Annotated in this window: 2 protein-coding genes; one reads left to right on the forward strand and one right to left on the reverse strand. The window is 65.4% G+C overall.

Features of this window, described 5'->3' with window-relative positions; translation table 11 throughout:
• Positions 1-36: 36 nt before the first annotated feature.
• Positions 37-621, reverse strand: coding sequence for a hypothetical protein (locus tag AX692_RS00005; RefSeq protein ID WP_073973877.1), 585 nt, complete (start codon positions 619-621; stop codon positions 37-39).
• Between the two features lie 372 nt (positions 622-993).
• On the opposite strand from AX692_RS00005, the gene uvrA reads away from it, so the two are divergent.
• Positions 994-3,620, forward strand: a 2,627-nt coding sequence (uvrA, locus tag AX692_RS00010) for an excinuclease ABC subunit UvrA (protein ID WP_073977500.1), incomplete at its 3' end; no start/stop codon positions are given.

The following is a 3,620-nucleotide window of genomic DNA, read 5'->3' on the forward strand; positions in this document are numbered from 1 at the left end:
ACCCCGCCTATCTGCGCGAAAAGGGGCTCTAGCCCTTCAGCAGCTGGGTGTCTGGTTCAGCATGAAATTGGTGCCCACCGAGGTCTTGGTCGTGATCCGCGGGTCGATCGTCATGTAGTAGTTGCCGTAGCCCGGCAGCACGAGACCCATCGCATAGGCGTAGGTCGGCGAGTTGTCGGGCGTGTCGTCGTCGATCACCAGTTCGGTATCGCTCACCCGCATGAAGCTCATGTCGGGAATCGTGATCGGCAACGAGGCACTGTAATTGCCGTTGGCATCGTTCCCGCAGAACCAGCCATAGCCCGTGACGGGGCCGGTGCCCGAGAATTCGTCCGGCAGCGCCCAGCGCCCCGCCACCGGCTGGCTGCCGTCCTGCGTCACCATCCGGCTGGTATCGAGCATGATCGTAATGTCGATATTGTCGTTGTAGTTGTCGTCATGCGGCATGGCGGTCAGATTGATGCTGCCGTCGCTCCCGACCCGCCCGTTCATGGCGGCGGGCACGCCGTTGGTCTGCGTGAAGGCAATCGTCGCGCCGATCGAGCCATCGGCGCGCCACACCAGGGTCGGTGTGCAGAGCATGGTGATCTGGCGATCCAGCGTGTCGGTTTCCGTGGTCATTGCAATTCCCCCACCCTTGCAGCGGCTGACGACGCGCAAGGCCCGCAAGGGTTTCCCGGACCTGCCGCGCGATGCACTTGCAATCCCTCTGCCGGGTGGAAGTCTTGTCAATTCTGCCGGACGCTCCCCACGCACCGGTCCCCCGCGGCCCATGCCCCCAGCCGCGATCCCGGCGAGGGCTGTAGCGGAAAATGCGCCTGTTTTAGGAGTTTGTAAATCACCATCGCTGCGGCGTGCCGGGCGTGGACAAACCTGCGCGGATACCTATCTGGCAGGAACCGATCGGCGCACCGCTCGCTCTGAGCCTGAGCGGCGGAAATCCTCGCCTTGCGCTCTTTACAACTGCGAACATTTGCGGAACAGACCTCTTCCATGAGCCTTACGACGATCTCCGTGCGCGGTGCGCGCGAACACAACCTCAAGGGTATCGACATCGATCTGCCGCGCGATGCGCTGATCGTGGTCACCGGGCTTTCGGGGAGCGGCAAGTCTTCGCTGGCGTTCGACACGATCTATGCCGAGGGGCAGCGGCGCTATGTCGAGAGCCTGTCGGCCTATGCGCGCCAGTTCCTCGAGATGATGCAGAAGCCCGATGTCGAGCATATCGACGGGCTCTCGCCGGCGATCTCGATCGAGCAGAAGACCACCAGCCGCAACCCGCGCTCGACCGTGGCGACGGTGACCGAGATCTACGACTACATGCGCCTCTTGTGGGCGCGGGTGGGGACGCCATACTCGCCTGCGACCGGCGAGCCGATCAGCGCGCAGACCGTCAGCCAGATGGTCGACCGGGTGATGGCGCTGCCCGAGGGCACCCGCGCCTATCTGCTCGCCCCCGTGGTGCGCGGGAGGAAGGGCGAATACCGCAAGGAAATCGCCGAATGGCAGCGCGCAGGGTTCACTCGGGTGCGGATCGACGGGGAGATCTATCCGATCGAGGAGGCCCCCGCGCTCGACAAGAAATTCAAACATGACATCGAGGTGGTGGTCGACCGCATCGCGGTGCGCGAGGGGATCGAGACGCGGCTGGCGGACTCCTTCGAGCAGGCGCTGAAGCTCGCCGAGGGGCTGGCCTATGTCGACCTTGCCGATGGCGTGGTTCCCGGCCGCGAGGACGAGGGGAAGGGCGGCGCGATGAAGGGCGCAGGGCTCCCGCCCAACCGCATCGTCTTCAGCGAAAAATTCGCCTGCCCGGTGAGCGGCTTCACGATCGAGGAGATCGAGCCCCGGCTGTTCTCATTCAACGCCCCCCAGGGCGCGTGCCCGGCCTGCGACGGGATCGGCGAGAAAATGCTGTTCGATCCGCAGCTGGTCGTCCCGAACGAGGCTTTGACGCTGAAGCAGGGCGCGGTGGTGCCCTGGGCCAAGTCCAACCCGCCGTCGCCCTATTATATGCAGGTGCTGGCGAGCCTCGCCAAGGCCTATGGCTTCGACCTGACCACCCCGTGGAAGGACCTCGCGCCCGAACAGCGCCTGATCGTCCTCCACGGCACGGGCGGGATGCCGGTGCCGCTGACCTTCAAGGACGGGCGCCGCGAATACACCGTGCACAAGCCGTTCGAGGGCGTGATCGGCAATCTCAACCGCCGCATGATGCAGACCGAGAGCGCGTGGATGCAGGAGGAGCTCTCCAAGTATCAGACCGCGCAGGCCTGCGAGACCTGCGGGGGCAAGCGCCTCAACGAGAAGGCGCTTTCCGTAAAAATCCCCGGCGCGGACGGACCGACCGACATCGCCACCCCGGTGCAGATGAGCGTCGCCGACGCCAAGGCGTGGTTCCTCGGATTGGACGCGCAGCTCACCCGGCAGCAGAGCCAGATCGCCAAGGCCATACTCAAGGAGATCAACGAGCGGCTCGGCTTCCTTGACAATGTCGGGCTCGACTACCTCAACCTCGACCGAACCTCCGGCACGCTGTCAGGGGGCGAGAGCCAGCGCATCCGCTTGGCCTCGCAGATCGGCAGCGGCCTCTCCGGCGTGCTCTACGTCCTCGACGAGCCCTCCATCGGCCTCCACCAGCGCGACAATGACCGGCTGCTCGAAACCCTCAAGCGCCTGCGCGATCTCGGCAACACCGTGATCGTGGTCGAGCACGACGAGGACGCGATCCGCGCCGCCGATCATATCGTCGACCTCGGCCCGGGGGCAGGGGTGCATGGCGGGGAAGTGGTGGCCGAGGGGACGCTCAAGCAGATCCTCAAGGCCAAGGGCTCGCTCACCGCCGACTACCTCACCGGCAAGCGCAAGATCGAGGTGCCGAAGAAGCGCCGCAAGGGCAACGGGCACCACATCGTCGTGAAGAACGCCCGCGCCAACAACCTGAAGGGGGTCACGGCCAAGATCCCATTGGGCACCTTCTGCTGCATCACCGGCGTCTCGGGGAGCGGCAAGTCCTCGCTCACCATCGACACCCTGCAGGCCGGTGCCGCCCGCGTCCTCAACGGCGCGCGGGTCATCGCGGGGGCGCACGACGCCATCACCGGCCTCGAATATTGCGACAAGGTCATCGAGATCGACCAGTCCCCCATCGGCCGCACCCCGCGCTCCAACCCCGCCACCTACACCGGCGCCTTCACCCAGATCCGCGACTGGTTCGCCGGCCTCCCCGAAAGCCTCGCGCGCGGGTACAAGCCCGGGCGCTTCTCCTTCAACGTCAAGGGCGGGCGCTGCGAGAAGTGCCAGGGCGACGGGCTCATCAAGATCGAGATGCACTTCCTCCCCGACGTTTACGTCACCTGCGAGGAATGCCACGGCAAGCGCTACAACCGCGAGACGCTCGAGGTGAAGTTCAAGGGCCACTCGATCGCCGACGTGCTCGACATGACGATCGAGGACGCCGAGGAGTTCTTCAAGGCCGTGCCCCCCATTCGCGAGAAGATGCGGATGCTGAACGAGGTCGGCCTCGGCTACGTAAAAGTCGGCCAGCAGGCGACGACTTTATCGGGTGGGGAAGCCCAGCGCGTGAAGCTCGCGAAGGAACTCGCCCGCCGCTCGACCGG

The organism is Erythrobacter donghaensis (assembly GCF_001557325.1).
Classification (GTDB): Bacteria; Pseudomonadota; Alphaproteobacteria; order Sphingomonadales; family Sphingomonadaceae; genus Erythrobacter; species Erythrobacter donghaensis_B.

Excerpts from the sequence above, each read along its gene's own strand:
- AX692_RS00005 (WP_073973877.1), bottom strand. The coding sequence starts at position 621 with ATGACCACGGAAACCGACACGCTGGATCGCCAGATCACCATGCTCTGC.